At 52.5% G+C, this 21,648-nt stretch carries 12 protein-coding genes and 1 CRISPR repeat array; of the genes, 6 read left to right on the top strand and 6 right to left on the bottom strand.

The genetic code is table 11. The annotated features are described in order from the left end of the window. Window positions 1–7 precede the first annotated feature (7 nt). A CRISPR array of direct repeats spans window positions 8–569; the repeat unit is 30 nt; unit sequence GTTTGTATCTTACCTATGAGGGATTGAAAC. Window positions 570–934: 365 nt separating this feature from the next. Then, window positions 935–2,656, bottom strand: a complete 1,722-nt coding sequence (locus A3EQ_RS0119345) for a B12-binding domain-containing radical SAM protein (RefSeq protein WP_020156794.1) — start codon at window positions 2,654–2,656, stop codon at window positions 935–937. A gap of 1,328 nt (window positions 2,657–3,984) precedes the next feature. Between A3EQ_RS0119345 and A3EQ_RS21935 the strand changes: the two genes are divergently transcribed. Further along, entirely contained in the window at window positions 3,985–8,559 is a 4,575-nt protein-coding gene (locus A3EQ_RS21935) for a 5'-nucleotidase C-terminal domain-containing protein (RefSeq protein ID WP_020156791.1), read from the top strand. Window positions 8,560–9,456: 897 nt separating this feature from the next. Further along, entirely contained in the window at window positions 9,457–10,362 is a 906-nt protein-coding gene (gene rarD, locus A3EQ_RS0119310) for an EamA family transporter RarD (RefSeq protein ID WP_020156787.1), read from the top strand. A gap of 286 nt (window positions 10,363–10,648) precedes the next feature. Here the strand turns inward: rarD and A3EQ_RS0119300 are convergent, their stop codons facing one another. The 3 genes from A3EQ_RS0119300 to cls form a co-directional block, all read right to left on the bottom strand. Then, on the bottom strand, window positions 10,649–11,815 hold the full coding sequence (locus A3EQ_RS0119300) for an MFS transporter (RefSeq protein ID WP_026500091.1): 1,167 nt from the start codon (window positions 11,813–11,815) through the stop codon (window positions 10,649–10,651). A gap of 364 nt (window positions 11,816–12,179) precedes the next feature. Further along, the gene (locus A3EQ_RS0119290; protein ID WP_020156783.1) at window positions 12,180–13,349 is read right to left on the bottom strand and encodes an SLC45 family MFS transporter; all 1,170 of its coding nucleotides are present in this window, start codon (window positions 13,347–13,349) and stop codon (window positions 12,180–12,182) included. Between the two features lie 405 nt (window positions 13,350–13,754). After that, a complete protein-coding gene (gene cls, locus A3EQ_RS0119275) occupies window positions 13,755–15,203 on the bottom strand; it encodes a cardiolipin synthase (RefSeq protein WP_020156780.1) in 1,449 nt (482 codons plus the stop codon). Between the two features lie 559 nt (window positions 15,204–15,762). Here cls and A3EQ_RS21515 point away from each other — a divergent pair. The 4 genes from A3EQ_RS21515 (at window position 15,763) to A3EQ_RS0119230 (ending at window position 18,696) form a co-directional block, all read left to right on the top strand. Then, complete coding sequence (locus tag A3EQ_RS21515) at window positions 15,763–16,851, top strand: two-component system sensor histidine kinase NtrB (RefSeq protein ID WP_020156778.1); 1,089 nt, start codon at window positions 15,763–15,765, stop codon at window positions 16,849–16,851. A 46-nt stretch (window positions 16,852–16,897) separates the two neighbouring features. Next, a complete protein-coding gene (locus A3EQ_RS22660; RefSeq protein ID WP_020156777.1) occupies window positions 16,898–17,044 on the top strand; it encodes a hypothetical protein in 147 nt (48 codons plus the stop codon). Between the two features lie 435 nt (window positions 17,045–17,479). Then, window positions 17,480–17,647: a twin-arginine translocase TatA/TatE family subunit gene (locus A3EQ_RS0119250; RefSeq protein WP_020156775.1), complete on the top strand. Its 168-nt coding sequence runs from the start codon at window positions 17,480–17,482 to the stop codon at window positions 17,645–17,647. 755 nt (window positions 17,648–18,402) lie between these two features. After that, window positions 18,403–18,696: a hypothetical protein gene (locus tag A3EQ_RS0119230; RefSeq protein ID WP_020156771.1), complete on the top strand. Its 294-nt coding sequence runs from the start codon at window positions 18,403–18,405 to the stop codon at window positions 18,694–18,696. Window positions 18,697–18,898: 202 nt separating this feature from the next. On the opposite strand, the gene A3EQ_RS0119225 is transcribed toward A3EQ_RS0119230, so the two are convergent. Beyond that, window positions 18,899–20,005 (bottom strand): ABC transporter ATP-binding protein, encoded by a 1,107-nt coding sequence (locus A3EQ_RS0119225; protein WP_020156770.1) that lies wholly within the window; start codon window positions 20,003–20,005, stop codon window positions 18,899–18,901. 593 nt (window positions 20,006–20,598) lie between these two features. Beyond that, a complete protein-coding gene (locus A3EQ_RS21510; RefSeq protein WP_020156768.1) occupies window positions 20,599–21,519 on the bottom strand; it encodes a PucR family transcriptional regulator in 921 nt (306 codons plus the stop codon). Between the last annotated feature and the right edge of the window lie 129 nt (window positions 21,520–21,648).

The following is a 21,648-nucleotide window of genomic DNA, read 5'->3' as shown; positions in this document are numbered from 1 at the left end:
GTCTGTAGTTTGTATCTTACCTATGAGGGATTGAAACTTTCAAAAACGACATATACACTTTCCGCCTTCATCCGTTTGTATCTTACCTATGAGGGATTGAAACCTTTCATATCTGTAAATGGTAGCCCGATTCTTTCTCGTTTGTATCTTACCTATGAGGGATTGAAACGTTTTCTGGCATAAGATACACTTCTATAGAACGCCGTTTGTATCTTACCTATGAGGGATTGAAACGATGCTCCAGAAAATGAGTGGTTTTGAGGTGATCATGTTTGTATCTTACCTATGAGGGATTGAAACACTTGTCGAAGACTCTCACGACCGCCAGCATATCCCCGGTTTGTATCTTACCTATGAGGGATTGAAACCGGCGTTCGTTTCTTCGTACACTTCGAGCCAATTCAGGTTTATATCTTACCTTTGGGGGATTGAAACTCGGCGACCAGCTCGCCCCCTACATTCAGAAGTTCGTTTGTATCTTACCTTTGAGGGATTGAAACCTGCATCTCAGTACATAAATCACAAGGCGGACAGGCGCGTTTGTAATCTTACCTTCGAGGGATTGAAACATCAATCTGTTGGGGTTCGCTGAACCCATCACGCGTATGTATCTTACCTATATGAGGGATTGAGACTAAACGGAAACAGGATTCCTCTGAGTGGTACGGTTGGGTTTAAATTTTTGCCTATGAGTGATTAAAACATTCATAGAGACGGCCATGGTAAACCGCACTCCGTTGTTGGTACTTACTTGTGAGCGAGCCCGAGCCACCTGTATGAAATCCGCAAGGCGTTTGAAAACGGAGACCGGGCAGAAGAGATCATCTTCCTCTTTCATGGAAAAAGACCTGCCGTCATGGGCAGGTCTTTTCGCATGCACCGCTCACTCTTCATTCTTCCAAAAATCATCCGCCAGCAGCGGAACTGCAAATGATCAAACTTGAAAATACCGGCATTCCCCTTTTCCGTCATAGTAAAACAATAAATAGTGATCCTCACGGACGATTTTTTTTGACTGCAAAAAGGCCGGCAAGTCGATGGGCATTTTTTCCGCGACCACATGTTTCATCCATTCCCGCTCGGACAGGTTCTTCAACGCTTCCGGCAAATCGGACTGGGGCAGCCCGCGGAAGATTTCCGCCCGTTCTTCCTTCGTCAAACCGTCTTCCCACCAGATTTTCCGCGGCTTATATTTCAGCCGGGACAAATAATCAAATTTCATCAAGGCCAGGGCGATGTCCATATCGCGGATTTCCGCATGGCGCAAAAATTCGAGGAGCCGGGTGAACAAGTCTTCCAGCTGATGCCCGATTTTGGCCCATCCCCTGTCCGACCAATAGATGCCGAACTGCTGAAAAAAATCGAAGGGGGTTTCAAAGGCGTAAGTCACCAAAAATTCCACCGTTGCGTCCATCCGGTGCCGGTTCCAATATTTGTCCAGGATGTCTTCCGCCTTTTTGAGCCGGGTGATGTCATCGAAGGACAAGACGTTATTTTTTAAAATTTCGTAGGGGGCCCGGTCCATATAGACGTAGTCCCATTGCTTCGCCTGTTGGCGGAGGCCGGTGCCCCGCAGCATTTTTAAAAAGCCGAGCTGCAATTCCTCGGGGCGGAGGGCGAACACGTCATTGAAGGTTTTCCGGAAAGAATCGTAGTTTTCTTCCGGCAGGCCGGCGATCAAGTCGAGATGCTGGACGATTTTGCCCCCTTCGCGGATCAGGCGGACCGTCCGCGCCAGCTTTTCAAAGTTTTGTTTTCGTTTCACCAGTTCATTGGTCAAGTCATTGGTCGACTGCACGCCGATCTCAAAACGGAACAGCCCCGGCGGGGCGTTTTGATTCAAAAATTCGATCACTTCCGGCTTCATGATATCCGCGGTAATTTCGAATTGGAAGACGGTGCCCGGCACATGTTCGTCGATTAAAAATTGAAACATGTCCATCGCGTAGCTGCGGCTGATGTTGAACGTCCGGTCGACAAATTTGATCGTTCTCGCCCCGTTCTTCATCAAGTAGCGGATGTCTTCCTTAATTTTTTCCCGGTCAAAAAAACGGACGCCCGTCTCGATGGACGAGAGGCAGAACTGGCATTGGAAGGGGCAGCCGCGGCTCGTTTCCACATAGACGATCCGCTTGCCGAGATCCGGGATGTCTTCTTTGAAACGGAAGGGGGACGGGTGGTTGCGCAGATTGAGTTTCGGCCTGGCGGGGTTGATTTTCACTTTTCCGTCCTTGCGGAAAGCGATGCCCCGGACATTTTCCAACGGCTCGTCGTTTTTAAAACACGAAAGCAGCTCCTTAAAGGTTTCTTCCCCTTCGCCCATGACGATGCAATCCGCTTCTTTGAGCCTTTCCAGCCAATAAAACACGTCGTACGATACTTCCGGACCGCCCAGCACGATCTTGATGTCCGGATTGATCTTTTTGAGGATCTCGATCACCCGGATCGTCTCTTCGATATTCCATATGTAGCAGCTGAAGCCGATGACATCCGGTTTTCTTTCGATTAAATCGGCGACAATATGGAGTACCGGGTCTTTGATCGTATATTCCGCGAGCTCGACGGGAAAATCCGGTTCGGCATAGGCTTTGAGATAGCGGATGGCCAAATTCATATGGATATATTTTGCGTTCAAGGTCGCAACGACGGTTTTCATCGGAACGAAACTCCTTGAAATCGCAGTGATTGTTGCGGATTTTGGTTTTTCTTCCTTATTATTGTAGCCGTTTTCGCAATATTTTCCAATACGGGGTCATGGGGCCATAAGAACAGCCTTGAAGTCCAAGAATTTGCGTAACCATTCCCGGAAGGCCGTGTTCCCCCGACCGGAGGCAGGATTTTACCAAACTTAAAGACTTGATCCGAGGGCTGCTCCTTCGGATGCGGCAGGGGTCCGTATGTTCCGCAAACATGAGGCTTTATCCTTTTCACGATCCCGGAGGGAATTCCGAAGGACGGGAACTCATAGAAACGCCGCCGGCTCAAGGTGCGGGATAATGGTAAGCGTTCATTTCAATGAAGCGGCTGCATGGTGCATGATCGATTTTTCACCGGCGGAGATCCGCGTCGCATTGTTCTAAACCGCGAACCGTTCCCATTTTTCCGGACCACAATGTCCAACATTGGATTTTTCCCCGTGATGAGACGGTTCAACATTCAAGGGATTATGTTCAACATTTTTGGAAAATGTTGAATATAAGGGTTTGTATGTCCAATAAAAAGGGGAAAACGTTCCATATTTTTTATTGGTTCAAGGGAGGAACGTCCAACATTTCCATCCGAACGTTCAATATTTGGAAAAATTTGTCCAACATCCCATGGGAATGTCCGACATTTTCACAAATTGGTTCATCATTTTAACAATTACGTTCATCATAGAAAAAAATTTGTCCAATATGAAAGAAAAAATGATCATCATCCCGAAAAAAACGTCCATCACCGCAGGGAAAATGTCCATCATCGCATCCGGTGTCCAACATCGGGGGCGATTGGCCTGAAATCTGTACCTTTATGACGGATACCGGGAACGGTTTTTCAATCGTTACGACTTTTGGCGGAGATATTGTTGACTGCCCGGGTGCCGGGCGGGCCAATCTCCGCGAAGGCCCGGAGGCAGCCGCCGTTCCGGGCGTTTTCACCCTTCCCCGCAAGGATTCGCCCCTTTCTGGCCGCCTTCCCCTTCCGGAAACGGAAGGCTCCGGATCTTTCACCGAAAACGTAAAAAAATCGTTAAGGATTGTAAAAAAGTGCTTTATCATTTTAAAAATATGATGAATTTCCCAAAAGTAAAAAAAGAATGTGTTATATATTAATTTGGAAATTTTCCCGAACTTTTAGGGCTTTTGCACCATTTCATCGGAGGTGTTTTTTGCAAAAATAGAAAAGGAAGATTGTCCCTTTTCATTGAAAAGCGTGTCCGCAAACGAATTCCGACGGTTTCGCCAAAAACGCCGCCTGAATTGAAACGGCCAAAGGAGGAAGAGGATGAGAAATTTTCTCGAACGGTTTTTGAAGGTTTTTGTCGTGTTTGCCCTCTTATTGAACTACTCGATCCCCTTTGCACAAATTTCCCAAGCTGCAGAAAATGAAAACGGCAAAGTATTGACGGTTGCGGAAGCGATCGCTGAAAATTCCGGACAGGCGACTGTCGCGGGATATGTCGTCGGTTACGTGAAGGCCAAAAACAATATTCAATTTGAAGCCCCATTTCCGGATGATTATAATTTCGCCCTCGCTGATACGCCCGGCGAAAGGGATCCCGCCAAAATCTTGCCGGTGCAAATCACATCCGGTTTCCGCGCGAACTTCGGTTTAAAATCCAACCCCGGCATTCTCGGCAAAAAAGTCTATGTCACCGGTTCCCTCGAACCCTATTTCTCCATGCCCGGTTTGAAATCGCCGACGGATATCCGCTTTGAAGAGGGAACGCCTGAACAGCCTCCGGAAGAACAGCCCGGTGAAGGCGAAACGTTGACGATCAGCGATATCCAAGGGGAAGGGCACTTTTCCCCGTACAAGGACAGGAAAGTGAAAAACGTCCAAGGGGTCGTCACCTTTGTCGTGGACAACAGCAATTTTTACATCCAGTCCCCGAATCCGGACAACGACCCCGACACTTCGGAAGGGCTTCTCGTCTATAAAAGGGATCACGGCGTCCGGACGGGCAATCTCGTCGAAGTGAGCGGAACGGTAAAAGAATGGGTCATCACCTCCGGCAAAAAAGACGTGGACCTGCCCGTGACGGAAATCAATGCCGATGAAGTACGGGTCCTACAGCCCCAAGCGGAATTGCCGGAGCCGGTCGTCCTGGATCCGCCGGCCGAGGTCATCGATAATGACGGATTCTCTCAATTCGACCCGGAAGAAGACGCCATCGATTATTACGAATCGCTGGAAGGGATGCGCGTATCCGTCGTCAATCCCCTCGTTGCCGGGCCGCAAAGTTACGGGGAGATCCCCGTCCTGACGAAAACCGCCGAAGGGAAGACGTACACGACGGAAGGGGGCATCCTGTTAACGGAGGAATCGGCCAATCCGGAACGGATTTTCATCGATGTGTTCGATCCGAATTTTGACGCCAAAACCGGCGACCGGTTCCTGGGGACGGTTACGGGCGTGCTCACCTTCGATTACAGCAATTTCAAAGTTTTGACCGATAAAGATTCCCTGCCGGAATTGGCGAAGCGGGAATTCACCCCGCCGGTCACCCGTTTGAAAAGCGGCGGGAACGTCCTGACCGTCGCCACGTACAACATCGAAAATTACTACAGCGGGCTTGCGGAAAAAACGGAAAAGCTCGCCAAGTCCATCGTGGTGAATTTGAACGCCCCCGACATCATCGGCCTTGTGGAAATGCAGGACAATGACGGGGAAAAGGATAGCGGGACGACGGCGGCCGACGCCAATTACGAGGCGCTGATTCAGGCGATCAAAGCCCACGGCGGCCCGGCCTATCAATGGACGGACATCGCCCCGAAGGACAAAGCGGACGGGGGCGCCCCGGGCGGCAATATCCGCGTCGGCTTCCTGTACAATCCGGAACGGGTGCAGCTTGTCCCCGGGAAAAAGGGGACCGCGGATGAAGCCGTTCAATTTGAAAACGGCAAATTGACCCTGAACCCGGGCAGGATCGATCCGGCCAATCCCGCCTTTACCGACAGCCGGAAACCGCTGGCGGCCCAATTCCGGTTCAACGGGGAAGACATCATCGTCATCGCCAACCACTTTAATTCCAAAGGCGGGGACGATCCGCTCTACGGCGTCCATCAGCCGCCGGTTTTGAAGAGCGAAACCCAGCGGATGCAAATCGCCGAAGTCGTCCATAATTTCGTCGCCGGCATCCTGGCCGAGGATCCGGAAGCCAATGTGATCGTGCTCGGCGACTTAAACGATTTCCAATTCGCAAACCCCTTGAAAAAGTTAAAAGGAAATATCCTGGAAAATTTGATCGACAAAGTCCCGTTGAAGAAAAGATATTCCTATATATACGAAGGCAATTCCCAAGTGCTTGACCATATTTTGGCCACGAAAAAATTGGCTGCCGCCGCGAAGGCCGACATCGTTCACATCAACGCACCCTATATGGAAATCCACGGGCGCGCTTCCGACCATGATCCGGTGATCGCCCAGTTCGATTTCGGCCAACAGCCGGCGGAAGAAAAGGAATTCGACCTGACGGTCATGCATACGAACGACACCCATGCCAATGTGGAACAATTCCCCTTCTTGGCCACGGCGGTGGATGAGGTCAGAAGCCGGGCGAAAAACAGCCTGCTGCTCCATGCCGGGGACGTCTTTTCCGGCACCCTGTATTTCAATACCCAGCTGGGACAAGCGGACCTGTATTTCATGAACGCGGTCGGCTACGATGCGATGACCTTCGGGAACCACGAATTTGACAAGGGATCCAAGGTGTTGGCCGATTTTGTCAAAGGCGCCAAATTCCCCTTTGTCAGCGCGAATATCGACTTTTCCAAGGATGCCCTGTTGGGTCCCCTTGTCGAAAAGGAAATCGGCCAACCGGGAGATGACGGGAAAATTTACCCGGCGGTCATCGAAGAGATTGACGGGGAAAAGGTCGGCATCTTCGGACTGACGACGGAAGACACGCCGACGATCTCGAGCCCGAGCGCGGAGACGAGATTCTCCGAAGCGAAGGAAAAGGCGGAAGAAACCGTCGAGTCCCTGGAAGACATGGGGATCGACAAAATCATCGCCTTGTCCCATCTGGGCTACGACAAGGATTTGGAATTGGCCAAAGCGGTGGACGGCATTGACGTCATTGTCGGCGGGCATACCCATACCGTGCTCGAACAAGGGGTGCTTGTCGATAAGGAAGAACCGACGGTGATCGTCCAAGCCGGAGAAAAATTGAATTATCTCGGGGTGCTGGACGTCACCTTCGACGAACGGGGCGTCGTCCGGGATTACGAGGCGGAACTGCTTCCTCTAAACGCGGACAATTACGCGAAGGATGCGGTTCTGGAAGCGAAGGTCCAACAATACAAGGCGGAAATCGACGAGCTGCTGAAAGAGGTGGTCGGGGCCACAACGGTTGATTTGGACGGCGAACGGGCCAATGTCCGGACGAAGGAAACGAATCTCGGGAATCTGATCGCCGACGGCATGGTATGGAAAATGAAGCAGTTTCTCCCGGAAACGACCATCGCTCTGCAAAACGGGGGAGGCATCCGCGCTTCCATCAAGGCCGGGGACATTACGATGGGCGACGTGCGGACCGTCCTGCCTTTCGAGAATACCCTGGTCGCCATTCAATTGACGGGGGAAGAATTGCTTGAGGCCCTCGAACACAGCGTCAGCGCCTATCCGGCCCAGAGCGGCGGATTTTTGCAAGTCTCGGGACTGCGCTTCAAATTTGATCCGGAAAAGCCCGCGGGCGAGCGGGTCTGGTTCGTGGAAGCGAAGAATGCCGACGGCAAGTTCGAGCCGCTGAAAAAAGACGCCCTTTACACTGTGGCCACCAACTCCTTCACGGCGAAGGGCGGCGACGGCTACGATTCCTTGAAGCGGGCCTATGAGGACGGCCGCATGAAGAATCTGGACATCCCCGATTATGAGGTGTTCAGCGAATACTTGCGCCAATTCGGCCCGGTTTCGCCCCAAGTGGAAGGAAGGATCGTTGCCGAAAAACAACCGGAAGAACCCGGTGAAGAACCCGGGGACGGAGGAACGGAACCTCCCGGAGGCGACCAGCCCGGTGACGGGGAACCGGGCGGTGACCAGCCGGGCGATGGGGGCGGCCAGCCCGGGGATGATCAGCCGGAGGATGATCAGCCCGGCAGCGGCGATCAGCCCGGCGATGATGAGGCCGGCAGCGGCGATCAGCCCGGCGGCGGTACCGAACCGCCGGGGGATGAAACCGGCGGAGGGGAGCTGCTTGACCATGTCACCGTCCGGCAGGCCGTGAAAGGGAATACGGCGGCGATTGCCGACGAAGACATCGCGAAGCTCAAACCGGAAGGCTTGCTGACGGTGGAAGTGGACGCGGATACGGCCGTTCTCGCCCTGACGGCGGATCAGGTGCGGCTCCTGAAAGAAAAGAAGGCGACGGTCCAATTCAAGAACCGTCTCGTTTCCGTGGCAGTACCGGCGGAGGCTTTGCCCGATGGGCCGGTGAAAATTGAAATGAAAAGACTGCCGGATCTGAAAGAAGCCGTCAGCGCCGTTTACGATTTCAACCTTTACGACGGAAACGGGAACAAAGTGACCGGCTTCAACCCGCCCGTTACCCTGGCATTTCACGTCCGGGCGGACCATAAGGACAACTTGAACATGTATTATTACAACGAAGGGAAAAAACAATGGGAACTGGTGCCCGGCGCCGTCTACAAGGACGGTACGGTAAGCGCCCAGGTAAGCCACTTCAGCATTTACACCGTCTCCGATAAAGATTTGACGGAAGGAAACGGTAAAGCCGGCGCCGGCAGCCCCCTCCCCGATACGGCGACGGGCATGTTCCAGGCATTGGCGGCCGGCCTGGTGCTGATCCTTGCTTCCCTGCCGCTTGCGGCAAGGGTGAGGAGAGCAAAAGAACAATAAGGATCTCTTTCGGGAATCTCCCCAAGCGGGGAGGTTCCTTGTTTTTGCCCGCCAAGAACAGCCAACGGCGATTCCCTTTATAATTCTCCTGATTACAAAAAATAGAAATTCTGATAAAAAATATGAATAAAGATTGCTAATTTTCTTTGCGATTGGCTGCCGGGATATGGGAAAGTCTTGACGGGAACAGTTCGCCCGGTTGAAATGGAAGGGCAGGCGCAAGATCTTGGACGGTGAGAATATGCGGACCCTGATTCAATTGGAATTGAAAGCGGTGCGGTCGTTCCCCATGAAAAGGGACAAAATTTCCGGGGCGATCGTGGAGGCGCTCCGTGAAGCGAGGTGATAGGGCAATTTGGGGCTGAAGCGGCCTTTCTTGTTTTGTCCGACAACCGCATGTCTCATTTCCGGCGCCGCGCCGGCATGTTGGCTTTCTGCCGGTCTTGGCGCAATCATCCGGACGAAAGAATGGGGGCGTCTGGGCTTTCCGGATCCCCGTTTTTTTCATAAGTTTCCTTTGGGAATCTCGCCCAAAAACAACAAGGTTCTTTTTTCATAAGGTTTTTCCTTTGCCTTTTTTGCAAATGGCTGGCCGGTGGTCAAGTTCTCATGTTTGTGTAAATTCCCGCTCCATGTTCCAGGAACACAGTCTTCCGGGAATGGATCCGCTTTGCGCCCGCTTCTTTTTACACAAATTTTTGGACTTCATCGGGCCGGGCCGGACAAAATCTTTCCGAAAAAAGCGCAAGGGAATCGGCCGCCTGCCCCCGCGGACTCCGTCCATCCGATACTTTCCGGCAAGCAATATAGTGGAAAAAAATTTGGGGATCGGGTAGAATAATCTTCATGCAATTGCCGATATGGGCCCGCGCGTGGGCATTTGAAGGGGGATTTTGCATGGATCAAAAAGGGGTCTTTTACGCGGCCCTTTCCTATTTTTTATGGGGCGTGCTGCCGGTCTATTGGAAAATGATCGATCATGTCCCGTCGGGGGAAATTTTGGCGAACCGGATCTTTTGGTCCTTCGTTTTTATGGCGGCGCTGATCGTCTTTTCCGGGAAGCTTCCGGCATGGAGGGAAACGGTGATGGGGTTCCGGAAAAGGCCGGAACGGGGGATCGCCTTGGCGGCCGCCTCTTTCATCCTGTCCGTCAACTGGTTTATTTTTATTTGGGCCGTCAATCACGGGCATGTGGTCGAATCGAGCCTGGGCTATTACATCAATCCGTTGATCAGCATTGTCCTCGGGATTCTCGTATTGAAAGAAAAGCTGAACGGGGCGCAGGTCCTGTCCGTGCTTCTCGCCTCCGCCGGCGTGCTCGTCCTGACCGTTTCCTACGGGCAGTTTCCCTGGATTTCCATGGGGCTGGCGTTGACTTTCGGCGTTTACGGTTTGCTGAAAAAAATGGTCAACGTCGATTCCTCCGTCGGTTTGGCGGTGGAAACGATGACGGTATGCCCCTTCGCCATCGGCTATATCCTTTATCTCATTTTCCTTAAGGAAAGTTCCTTTTCCGTCCATTCGCTTTCCACGGACCTTTTCCTGATCCTGACGGGTCCGGCCACCGCTTTGCCCCTTTTGTTTTTTGCGAAGGGCGCGCAGCGGATCTCCATGTTTATGCTCGGCATCCTCCAATATATTGCGCCGACCTTGATGCTTCTTTTGGGCGTGTTTTTCTACCACGAGCCGTTTACGGCCGTGCATTTTTGGGCCTTCCTCTTCATCTGGACGGCCCTGGCCATCGTCGTCCTGTCGCAAAGCAGGGGAACCGGCCTCTTTGAACGGAAACCGCTGAGCCGGTAAGAACGCCGGATCCCGCGGCCTTTCTTTAATCCCGCCGCGGCGCTTTCCGGAAAGAAAAACCGGAAAAAGGCCGCATTCCTTTTCGCAATGAAGGATCGGCAAATGCCTCGACCGAAGGACCGGATGATCCCGCCCGACCGCTATGTTTTTGGCCCTCGCCGGAAAATCCGCGGTTTCCTGCCGCTTTTTCGGTTTTTGATACCGCCGATTTCCGACAGCTTGGCATTGAAAAAAACGCCGCTTGCATGCGGCGTTTTGTTTTTACCGTTCGGGGAAAAACGGAAATTTACGACAGACTTTCCGTCCGGTCGATCTTGGCGAATTGGAACAGGGCATAGGCGACGGCGGAAAAGAACGCCCCGGCCAAATAGGGGAGGCCGGAATAGATTTGGAAAAGGGCGCCGCCCAGGGGCGGCCCGATGATTCGCCCCAGGGAATCGAAGGAGGAAAGCAGCCCGGTTACGCCGCCATGCCCGGTTTTGGAAATTTTCGTCAAAAGGCTGGAAACGGTCGGGCGGATGACCCCGTTCCCCAGGCCGAAGATCGTCAGGAAAAGGGCCGCCGTCGCAAAATTCTTCGTGAACAAGATCAGCAATAATCCGATGAAGGAGACGGCGATCCCCCCTCTGATGACCGCCGCTTCCCCGAGTTTGTCCGTCAGGACGCCGATCAGCCCCCCTTGCACGACCGCCCCGGCCAACCCCATGATCATAAAGATATATCCGAGTTTCACCGAAGTGAGCCCCGCCTTTTCGGAGGCGAAGTAGGCGAAGGTCGCTTCCAATCCCGAAAGGGAAATGGAGACGAACAGCTGCAGGAAGAACAGCAGGGCGACGGGCCCCTTTAACAGGCTGAAACGGGAGGGCTCGTATTCCGCCTTCGCCCGCTGCCGCGCTTCTTTCGGCAGCGATTCTTTCAACACGAAGATGACGAGCAGGAGGGTCAAAAGAGAACTGGTTCCGGCGATATAAAACGGCAACGAGAGGCTCGTTTTGGAAAAGACGCCTCCGATCGCCGGCCCGAATATGAAACCGAGCCCGACCGCCGCCCCGACCAATCCCATGCCCTTGCTCCGGTTTTCCGGCGTCGTGATATCCGCCACATAAGCCATGGTGACGGGCATGTTGGCGGCGGACAGGAAGCCGCCGAGGATTCTTGCGGCAAACAGCATCCATAATTTGTCGGCCATCGCCATCATAAAGAAAGACAGCGCCAGGCCGCTGATCCCGATCATGAGCACCGGTTTCCGGCCGACGGCATCGGAAATTTTCCCCCACATCGGCGAAAAGATCAACTGCATCAGGGAATAAACCGCCATTAACAGCCCCAATTCCGCCGGATTGGCGCCGGCCGTTTTCGCGTAAAAGGGCAGAACGGGGATGATGATGCCGAAGCCCACCATGACCAGGAACATCATCAGAAACAATACCGGCATCGCACCTTTTTCTTTCACGGATGTTTCGCTCCTCACCGATTAAGCTGTTCCCCATTACAGGTGATTCAACCGAATCCATTTTACCCTATTTCCCCCGTGAAAAAAAGAAAAACCCGCCATGGTTTTTGCCGGCATCGTAAAATTTTCCCCGATTTGTAACAAATGGATCGGCAAGGGGCGGGAATATTTTTCGGTTGCCGGCCCCCTTTCTCCTAGGAATGGCGGGTTCGCCGGACCATGCTCCCGCCGCGAAGGTTGGCGGGCCGCCGTGCCGCCGGTCGGCCGGGCTTCGCGCCCCGTTCGCCGGAAAATGCGAACGGAGAGCCGGAGCATCGCGCGGCTCTCCGCCTCTTTCGCATGAAAACGCATGCGGACGACCGGCTCATCGGGCCGGATTTTCCGTATATTTCACATTGAAAATGCAAGCAAGGGCGAGGAGCAGGCTCAGCGCGGCGGCGAAAAACAGGGCCTGGTAGCTCAGCCAGTCGACGATCAGCCCGAACAGGGGCGGTCCGGTGATGGCGGCGAGGGAAGAAACCAAGTAGTACAGCCCCGTTCTCGTCCCGATGCTTTGTTCGCTCCCCGTGGAGACGACAAACGGGTAGGAATTGATGTTGATGCAGGCCCAAAAGCACCCGCCGAAGAAGAGGAGGATCCATAAGACGGTCAACGAATGGACGAAATTCAGCAGCAAAAATACCGCCGCAAGGCCTGAGATCCCCGTGACGATCATTTTCTTCTTTCCGATTTTGGATGCGAAAAATCCGCTCGGGATGGCGAACAAAACAAAGCTTAACGAAAAGAAGGTCAGGGAAAAGGAGGATTGGTCCTTCGAAAGCCCCAGATGGTTTTTTCCGTAAAGGGTGAAAAGGGCCTCCATCCCCTGATAGGATACGAACCAGAAAAAGATGGCGAGGAGAAGGAAGACCGTCGGGCGGTTGAACTCCATTTTCCAGGCCGGTTTTTCTTTCTCCGCCTGCCCGGCGGTGAGGGAATCCCGCTTTTCCCGGATTTTCCACAGCAAGATGCCCAGGGAAAGGAGGAGCACCAGTCCGGAAAACAGGAAGGGCGCCGCCTCATTGGTTTTAAACAGCCGGGAACCGAGGGCAAAGGCGATGATGGCGGCGACTCCGCCCATGAAATTGATGATCCCGTTGGCCCGCGTCCGTTTCGGCTCCGGGGTGATGTCCGGCATCAGGGCGATGGTGGGGGAGCGGAAAACGGCCATCGACAGATTCAACAGCAGCATGAAAGCGACCAAAGCGGCCAAGTTCCGATGGAAAGGGAGCAGGGAGACGAACAGGGCGGACAAGGGCATCCCGGCGATCAAGTAGGGCATCCGCTTGCCGAATCGGGTATCCGTCCGGTCGCTCAGACGGCCGATGTACGGCTGGAGAAAAAGGGCGACGTAATTGTCCAGCGTCATGAGGAAACCGATGACGGCGACGCTGGAAATGAACGTTTCCAAAAAATAAGGGACGAAGGCGTTATAAAGGCTCCAGGTCAAGCTGATGCTGAAAAATCCGAAGCCGAGCCACCAGGTTTTTTTCATTCTCGTTCCTCCTTGAAATCATGCGATTGATCGGATGGCCAACCGTTTTTCCGTGGCGCTAATTTCATTGTATTTGATAAAATTTCCATTTGAAAGAATATTTTTTAAAAAAGAGAAGGAAATCCCCGGCGGCGGGGAGGAAGGCGGATGCGGCGTAAGACCGTTGGAAAAACGACGGAAGCCGCTTATTTCGCGTCATGAGTGGAGAACATGCGGTCATTTTGGGGCAAAAATGAAAGGTCGCGGTTCTTTTGGTTTCCCTCATGGGCGGCCATCACCCGGTCATTTTGGCGGAAAAAATGAACGGTTGCCGCCTCTTTGTTTTCGGATGGCGGCGATCGAGCGCCCCTTTCGCGGCAAAAAAAACCGCCCGAAAACCGGGAAGGGACCGGTTTTCGGACGGCCTTACAAAATCGGGGAAAGCAGGCGGGAGATCGATTCTTTAAAACGGATCTTCAGCGGCCTTTGCAAATATTGATAATAGGTGAGCCGCCGGCATTTTTCCATATCCTTCCGGAAGATGTCGGCCAGCTGGCGGGCGATCTTTCCGTCATACATGAAGGCGTTCACTTCGAAGTTCAGCCGGAAACTGCGCACGTCGATGTTCGCCGTGCCGACCGACGCGGCGTTTTCATCGACGACGATCGTTTTGGCGTGGATAAAGCCATTTTCGTAAATGTAGACTTTCGCCCCCGCTTTCAACAGTTCCCCGATGTAGGAATAGGTGGCCCAATACACGAACATATGATCCGGCTTATTCGGGATCATGACCCGCACGTCCACGCCGGACAAACTGGCGATGCGGAGCACATCCAAAATGCTCGAGTCCGGGATGAAATAAGGCGTCTGAATGAAGACCGATTTTTTCGCCGATGAGATCATTTTAATGTACCCGTTTTTGATCTGTTCCCATTCGGAGTCCGGGCCGCTCGTCACGATTTGCAGCGGAATATGGCCGTCGTGCCGGAATTCCGGAAAATAATTGGCCGCATAATGGATGTCATGCCGGTACGACGCTTGGTTCCAGTCCAAAATAAAGCGAATTTGGGCGGCGTGGACCGCGTTGCCGACGATCCGCAAATGGGTGTCCCGCCAGTAGCCGAATTTCTTGCTTAAGCCCAGGTATTCGTCCCCCACGTTAAATCCGCCGAGATAGGCGATTTTCCCGTCGATGACGACCAGCTTCCGGTGGTTGCGGAAATTGATGCGCAAATTGATCATCGGGATGATGGACCGGAAAAAGACTTCCACTTCTCCGCCCGCCTCGATCAGTTTGTTGAACGACCGTTTCTTGATCCGCCGCGATCCCATTTCATCGTACAGGACGCGGACCTTCACGCCTTCCTTCGCCTTCTCGGTCAACAGGTCGATGAGCTTCTTCCCGATTTCATCGTCCCGGAAAATGTAGTATTGCAGGTGGATATGATCCTTCGCCTGCTTAATGTCCGCAAACAGGGCTTCGAATTTGTCTTTGCCGTCGATAAAAATATCCACCTGATTGTCCTGGGTCAGAAGGGCGTTGTTATTTTTTAAAAAGAGATGGATCAGGTCCCGGTGTTCCAGCGCGGACGGGTTGTTGATGACGAACGTCCCCTCTTCCAGCTGTTTCAATTGCTCCCGGATCATGTTTTTAAAGTCCAGCTTATTGATGTCATCCCATACGAACAGCCGTTTTCCCCGCAAATTTTGGCCGATGAACAAATACAGAATAAATCCGACAAGCGGGATAAAGAAGAGGACCAACAGCCAGGCCCACGTGGCGCTCGGATCGCGCCTTTCCAGAAACACGACGGCGATCGCCATCAAAAAGTTCAAAACGAAAATGATACTGATGAATACCGTCAAAATATCCATAAAAAAACTCCCATACCCGTCATCATCGATTGATCCTGCGTCAGGATGCAAGGCTTGGCGGATGGGCGGACGAGCGGGAACGTTTTCCTGAGAGGAGCGGAGAAGTGGATCGTGAATATGCTGCAATGCTTCGTGGGAAAACCCGCGCCATACCCCATTCTATATTAAAGATAGCCTTAAGCATCCTTTTTTTCAAGCGCCGGGCCTTTTTCGGCAGCCGGGCTTCCCCCGGGTCCCTCCGGCGGGATACCGGCGGGCGGGCACGCCAAAGGGTCGGGCTACATCCGCCTGTCCCCACTACGGAATTACGCCTGATCCCGCTTTTCCAAACTTTCCGAAGCCGGACAAACCGGAGGGGGAATCCGGATCGGTCAAAAAAGAGGCATGTTTCGGACGGAATTTCATATACATAGAGCTGAGGGAAAAGGAAAGTTTCTTCCTGCATGCCCATCTGTTACAATATAGATAAGCATCCTTACTATATAACAGAACGGAGGAAGCGGGGGAGCTTTGCGTCCGGGAATGGGCGGGACCAGTTTTTATGAAAAGGGGTGGAAGTATGCCGTCGATATTCCGCAACAACGCCGTTGTCGCCGGAAAGAAAACGGTGAAGCCGGAGGAAGAGGAAAAGATCCTTGAACTGCTCGCGCGGATTTTGGACATAATGATCATCATATGCACGAAGGACGGGAGAATCACATACGTTTCTCCCAATATAAAAGATATTTTGGGGTATGTTCGCAACGAGGCGTTGGGGAAAACGCTGGACGAACTGTTCAATCACCCTCCACAAAAAAGTCTGCAGATCCTCCCCCGTGGAGATGAGACGGTCAAACGGCTCAGCCGTTTTTCCAAAAAGGACGGAAGTTTCATATGGATGGTCATCAACGCTTCCCGTTTGCGCGACCAGGAAGAAAATCGGGAATACGGCTATGTCGTTACGCTGCGGGAAATCCCCCTTGATACGATGGAATCTTTGCAGCAAAGGGATAAATTGTCGGCTTTGGGCCAATTGGCGGCAGGAATCGCTCATGAAATCAAAAATCCTTTGACATCGATGAAGGGCTTTATCCAAATCATGAAGGCGGACCGGAAATACAACGAAGAGTATTTAAAAATTATGGAGCTGGAATTGGAACGCCTGGAATCCATATCCCAGGAGCTGATGTGCTTTGCCAAGCCCAACAAAAACCAATGGAAGGTCTGCAATCTGGGGGCCATTCTGGAAAAATCCATCGCCCTTTTGGAGGGGGACATCTTCCGGAAGCGGATCCAGGTCATTTTCCATCGGGACGAGGAGCCGATCCCCGTATTTTGCGATGAACAAAAAATCAAACAAGTATTTATCAATTTAATAAAAAATGCGATGGAAGCGACGGAAAGCCAGGGAAAAATCATCATCAAGGCCTCGAAGGAAAAGGAATCGGCCGTTATTACCGTCACCGACACCGGATGCGGGATCCCGGAAGAATTGATGAACCGGATCGGGCAGCCGTTTTTCACCACGAAGGAAAACGGCAATGGCCTCGGCCTGATGATGTGCAACAAAATCATCGCCGAACACAACGGATCCATATCCGTACGGAGCAAGATGGGAGTCGGCACCACCTTTGCGGTAACTTTGCCGATCTTCCGGGATCAAGGCTAAAACGGGGAAGCGTACATGCAATGATTGCGGCAGGAGGCGGACGGACATGCTTTTATTCTTCGTTCTTTTATTGATCGCATTTTTTACATACAAACTTTTGATCGTTCTAAAAAACAAGGAAGTGCCGGGAAATAACATCCTGTACGTTTTTTCAGTGGCGGGAATCATCGCGGCCTATGTTGTTTTCGATTGATGTTTTCACGGGCCTTCAGAAAAACGGTGCGCCGGAACGGACGCCATCCCGGCACTTGCAAGGCGGTGAGGGCGTATTCAGGGGACGCGCCGCCATCGGTTCAAATCGAACACCCTTCTTCGGGAAAAGCCCGTGTGAAAAACGGAAAGCGGCGGGGTCCGAATAGCGCGGCAAGGGGATGGGCCAAAATCGCACAGGCCGGCAATGGGATGCCGGACCGGGGGTACCTTGGCAACGCCCGATGGAACGGGACGAGCAGAAAAGAAGGAAACGGCGCCGGCCGCCGGGGGACATGTCTGTCATGAGGACGCCTGACCGCGGATCCGCTGACCGCCCGAGAAATCTTGCCCCATGCCCGTGAAGGAAAAAACTTGTTTTTGCTCCTTAAAAGTAGTAGGATGATAATGAAGATTCTCGCAGGGGAGATGACGTGAAATGAATCTGTCATTCGGGGAAATCCTCATCATCCTGGTTGTCGCCCTGATTCTTTTCGGCCCTTCCAAATTGCCGCAACTGGGCAGAGCGGCGGGAGAAACCCTTTACGAGTTCAAAAAGGGCATGAAACAAGTCATGGGCGATGATTCGAAACAGAGCAAATCATGAATCTTTTTCGTTTGACCCTGAAAATCGGGTCTTTTCATTTGTTCAAAAATTTGTCAGAGAATCCCCCGCTTGCGGCGAAATTTATGTGCTAATGTAAAAAATGGAAGGAATAATTACGGTTCCCATGATGATTATGAAAAAAAGCGGGGGAAGATCGATGGATTTATCCGTAACGTTGGCGATCGCAAGCATTATGACGCTGGGATTTTTAATCGGCACGATGCTTTGGAATTTGGATACGATGAAAAAATAAATCGAGGCGCACATTGGCGCCCCTTCATGAACGGACGTTTGGGCACGGGTTCGGCATTCCGCCGGATCCGTGCCCGCTTTTTTACGCCGCGAGCGGCAATGCGGAAAGTTCCGAAGGGGGGACTTTCGGGTGCCTGCCGTCGGGGAGACGGGGATCAGCCCCCTCAGCCCGATTGCAGAATCGGCGGAAATCCGGGAGGTTTGCGAAAATTTAAATGGAACATGTTTCCCGCCCGCTGTATTCTAAAAATAGACGGATAACAAAAAACAGGAGATCAAAAGAAAAAAGGAAAACTTGCATGTCGGGGACGCTCCCGAAGGAAGGCAATGCCATCGCCTGGCCCGCTCGCCGGCCTGCGGTGACATTCCGAAGGGATATGCGGCTTTGAACGAAGAAGATTTGCGAAGGACGGAAAGGCCCCAGCTGTCCGGATTCCGTTCCCGGTCGCAACCGACTATCCTTGGGTTCCTTGCTCTGCCCATCGTTAGGAGGTGAACGGTAGATGGAGCTGATTGTGGAAAAAATAAAGGCGTTTCGTTATTCTTTTGTTCATCTCTTGATGACGCTGCTGCTGTTTTCAAGATCCTTCTTGGATTACGAAAATGGCATTTATGTCACATTGGCATTTTTTCTGCTTATTAATTTTACTTGCTTTACCAGCGAATATTTCCTTTTCCGATATTACCAGAAATATAAGGAAAAAAACAGCAATAAAGGGTACGCGATATTTATTTCGGTTCAAGTGTTCTATACTTTGTTGATTTTCCTTCTTTTTAAACTTGTTCTCTTCGCATAAAGGCCATGGATGATTCCCATGGCTTTTTTCTTTCGCCTGGGCGTCGCGGAATCGTGAAGAATTGAAAAAACTCCAAAGGAGGGCGCGGATCCCGTTGCGCCGGGATGAAGCCTCCTTTGGAGGTTTTTGCTTGAACCGGAACGGCCTGCGAGGGCGCCCGGAAAGGGTCAATAAACGGCAGGAAACGGTACTAAGGGTTCCCTCATTCGTTTCCGCGGATGCGTTTTTCCGTTTCCACATCGAAGAAATGGGCTTTGTTCATGTCAAAGGCCAAGGTGATTTGATCGCCGGCTTTGACTTCCGTGCGGGCGTCGATTCTGGCGACGAAATCGGTGCCGTTCAACGTCGAGTAGAGGATCTGTTCCGCGCCGGTCAATTCGGCGACTTCGATTTTCGCCTGGACCGTCGAACCGGGGAAGGATTCCAAATAGACCGGTTCATCGTGGATATTTTCCGGGCGGATGCCGAAAATGACTTCTTTGCCGACATAGCCTTGTTCCCGCAATACTTTCATTTTCCCTTCGGGGATGGCCAATTTCCTTTCGCCGAGGGCGATGGCCCCGTCTTCCAGGACGCCCCGGAAAAAGTTCATGGACGGTGAGCCGATGAAACCGCCGACGAAGACATTTTCCGGTTTTTCATAAACTTCTTTCGGGCTTCCGACCTGTTGGATGACCCCGTCTTTCATGACCACCAGACGGGTCGCCATCGTCATCGCTTCCGTTTGGTCGTGGGTGACGTAAATGGTCGTCGTCTGCAGGCGTTGATGCAATTTGGCGATCTCCGCCCGCATCTGCACCCGCAATTTGGCGTCCAGGTTCGAGAGCGGTTCGTCCATCAGGAAGACTTTGGCGTCGCGCACGATCGCCCGGCCCAACGCCACCCGCTGCCGCTGGCCGCCGGACAATGCCTTCGGCTTCCGGTCCAAGTATTGTTCCAGCCCGAGAATTTTTGCGGCGTTTCGAACCCGTTCTTCAATTTCTTTTTTCGGGAATTTGCGCAGTTTTAATCCGAAGGCCATGTTGTCGTAGACGGTCATGTGAGGATAGAGGGCGTAGTTTTGGAAGACCATCGCGATGTCCCGGTCTTTCGGCGGGACGTCGTTCATCCGTTTCCCGTCGATGTAAAGATCCCCTTGGGTAATTTCTTCAAGGCCGGCAATCATCCGGAGCGTGGTGGATTTTCCGCATCCGGACGGGCCGACGAAGACGATGAATTCTTTGTCTTTAATATGCAGATTGAAATCGGATACGGCGGTCACTTTGTTGTCGTAGACTTTGTATACGTGATCCAGGATCAGCTCTGCCATCTTTCTTCTCCTTCCCAAAAAGTTGTCCGCATTTTCAGTGTAATGAAATGGCTTTCATCGCGCTATAGTCAGCCTGCACAAAATTCCGCCGCCGATTTTCGTCACGTTGAATAATGCATTCCGGAGGAAGGGGAAGGGGTTTTCTTGCGCCGGATGGAAACGGCTTATCCGTCTGTGGCTGAGAATGGGAGCCATCATTTTATGGCGCCATGCCGGCGGAACGGATATCCGCCTAGGAAATGGGAACCGCAAGAAGGGGCCATTTCCGGAAAAAGAGGCGGGGAGGAAAAGCCGTCCGGCGGCGTCGGAGCGGCAGCGGCCCCGCGGGAATTTTCCGGGCCGATTGGCATGGAAAAAAGAGGGGGAACGGGAGCGCCAGGGAATCCCTTTTCGGCAAGGCATCGCCGGCGTTTTCGGACCCGGCATGCGGCCGGCCATTTCCGTCCCGGGCAAGGTTCCCTTTGGAACCAGGCGATGCCGGACTAGAAGCCCCGCTTTCCCAACCTCCTCCCGACGGATCGCCGCTTGGGGCTCTTTCCGGTCCGTCGGCAGAAAAAGCGAAAGCCCCGGCCGGAACGGGGCTTTAAGGAACGTCATCCTCCCCGGGGAAAACCGTCCCTCTTCCGGACGATTTCCCCGAACAGGCAGATGAAATAAACGGACACGGAACCGTGGAAGGTTTTAATATCGACGGATGTCCGCTCGATAAATTTGTCGATCCGGTATTGCAAGCTGTTCCGGTGAAGATAAAGCATCTTCGCCGTGGAGCTGATGTTGGAATTATTTTCGATAAACAATTTGATCATGGAAAGCAGTTCGTAGTCCCCGGCGAAAAGTTCCTGCCATTCTTCCGCCAAAAAGTTCCTTGCCGTCTCTTCATCGGACAGAAGCAGGAAGACGGGAAAGGCCCTTTCAAAATTGAACAGCCTTTCGTTCTGAATCTTTTTCAAAGCGGTATGGAAATAGGCCTGCTCCCGGCGAAAACGGTCTTTCAGCCCTTCATCGGCCGGGAAAAACCGCCCCCTGTAGAAATAGACATCGTAATAAAAATCCGATTGGATCGCCTCGATGAACGACTGCCATTCCTCTTCGGCCACCGGTTCCGCCGATTCCCTTTCCACGATGATCCCGTTGTTTTCATCCAGCCAAACGACGACCATCCCTTCCTGCAGGAAGGATTGCAAGGCATCGATAAATTCCTGCTGTTTGATGGGCTGCTGGATGAAAAAATGCAAAAAGCGGATCCGCCTTTCCTCCCCGTCCGGCAGCGGACCGCCGCCCAGCAGATACCGATGCCACCGTTCTTGTTCCGGCGTGCTGTTCAACCGGTTTTTTTCCGCGGCATCCGCCGGCGTGAGGAAGGCGGACAGCAATTTCCTTTCCCGGTCGGTCAGGCTTTTTTCCGGGATGTGGATGTACCGGCCGCTCGCCGGGTCGAAGAAGCTGGCATATCCCGCCCGGAAACGGGGGGCGTCCGCCAAAATGGCATCGGGAAAAATATCGCGAATGTCCATCTTTCATGACCTGCCGTTTTCGTATCCTTATGTTTTATATGGTATATTAGCCGGATATGCAGATCAATAGAAAGATTCGTTAAATGGTTTCCCGCTTGCGTGCCGCTTTGTTCGGAAAACCCGGCTGCC

It is taken from the genome of Caldibacillus debilis DSM 16016 (assembly GCF_000383875.1).
In the GTDB taxonomy this organism is placed as follows: Bacteria; Bacillota; Bacilli; order Bacillales; family Caldibacillaceae; genus Caldibacillus; species Caldibacillus debilis.
The sequence above is the reverse complement of the archived record's forward strand: the minus strand, read 5'-3'. Positions and strand labels throughout refer to the sequence as shown.